Origin of the sequence: Rhodanobacter lindaniclasticus, from assembly GCF_004799035.1 — a bacterium.
Taxonomy (GTDB): Bacteria; Pseudomonadota; Gammaproteobacteria; order Xanthomonadales; family Rhodanobacteraceae; genus Rhodanobacter; species Rhodanobacter lindaniclasticus.
In genome coordinates, this window is the sequence record NZ_MWIO01000079.1 from 1 (window position 1) to 1401 (window position 1401).

Annotated in this window: 1 protein-coding gene and 1 pseudogene; both read right to left on the reverse strand. The window is 63.4% G+C overall.

What is annotated here, in order from left to right; all coding sequences use genetic code 11:
* Nucleotides 1-211: pseudogene (locus B1991_RS17705) on the reverse strand (IS110 family transposase); the annotation flags it as partial.
* 46 nt (nt 212-257) lie between these two features.
* Nucleotides 258-1273 (reverse strand): IS3 family transposase gene (locus B1991_RS17710; protein WP_425466713.1). Its coding sequence is split into 2 segments (ribosomal slippage): nt 258-1075 and nt 1075-1273, totalling 1017 coding nucleotides; the frame shifts between segments, so codons are not numbered across the junction.
* Between the last annotated feature and the right edge of the window lie 128 nt (nt 1274-1401).

Genomic DNA, 1401 nt, shown 5'->3' on the forward strand with positions numbered 1-1401 from the left:
ACATGCCTCCGTGTGAGTCGAGTGGTTTCATCGGCCACGCGAGCATGTTGCCGTGTCCGGCGGCCGTGGCAATCGCCTCGGCGTCGTTGCGGTCGTTCTTGCTGCGCTGAGTCTTGCGGTACGGCTTGACCAGCTGGGCGGCCATCAGCCGCGGCTGCAGCCCGTATTCCACACACCGCCGTGCCCAGTGATGGGCCCCGCTGCACGCCTCCCGACGTCCCCCCGCATTGAGTAGCAGGACGATTTAGAGTCCGGGATCACTTTAACTGCTCCGCGTAGGCGGCGGGTGTCAGCCCACCCAGCGCCTTCTTCGGTCGTTCCTCGTTGTATTCCCGCCGCCAGCGTTCGATCTCGGCGCGTGCATGCAGCAGGCTGGGAAACCAGTGCTCGTTGAGGCATTCGTCGCGCAGGCGACCGTTGAATGACTCGATGTAGGCGTTTTGGTTCGGCTTGCCTGGCTCGATCAGGCGCAGTTGCACGCCACGCTCGTGCGCCCAGGTCACCATCGCCTTGCCGCAGAACTCCTTTCCATTGTCGCTGCGGATGACCTTGGGCAGACCACGCGTCTGCGCCAGGCGATCTATCACGCGCGTCACGCCCAAACCGGAGATGGCCCGCTCCACCTCGATGACCACCGCCTCGTGGGTGGCGTCATCGACGACTGTCAGGCACTTGATGACACGCCCTTCGGCCGTGCGGTCGAACACGAAGTCCATTGACCAGACCTCGTTGGCTGCCTTCGGTCGAACCAGCGGCTGTCGGTCGGCGACAGGCACCTTCTTCCGCCTGCGCCGACGCACCTGCAACTTCGCCTCCTGATACAGCCGTTCCACGCGCTTGTAGTTCACCAGCAACCCCGCCTGCCGCAGCTTCAGATGGATCATCCCCACGCCATAGCGCTTGTGCCGCTGCGCCAGCGCCACGATGCGTTGCCGGAGATCCACGTTGTGATCCGGGCATGGCACGTAGCGATAAGCACTGGCACTCATGCCCACGACCGCCAGCGAGCGCCGCTCGCTCAACCCCTGGTCGATCATCTGCCGCACCAGCTCGCGCCGAGCCGGTGCGCTCACCACTTTTTTCGCAGGGCGTCCTTGATGACCTCGTTCTCCAGTACCTGCTCGGCCAGCAGCTTCTTCAGCCGCCCGTTCTCAGTCTCCAGCTCCTTCAACCGCCTAGCGTCGGGGACGCTCATGCCACCGAACTTGCTACGCCACAGGTAATACGAGGCCTCGCTGAAGCCGTGTTTGCGACACAGCTCCTTCACCGGCATGCCGGCCTCTGCCTCACGCAGGAAGCCAATGATCTGCTCTTCGGTAAATCGCTTCTTCACGTCCAATCTCCTTCGGATGGGGGATTGGACTCCAAACCGACGTGCTACTCAAAACCGGGGGGACGTCG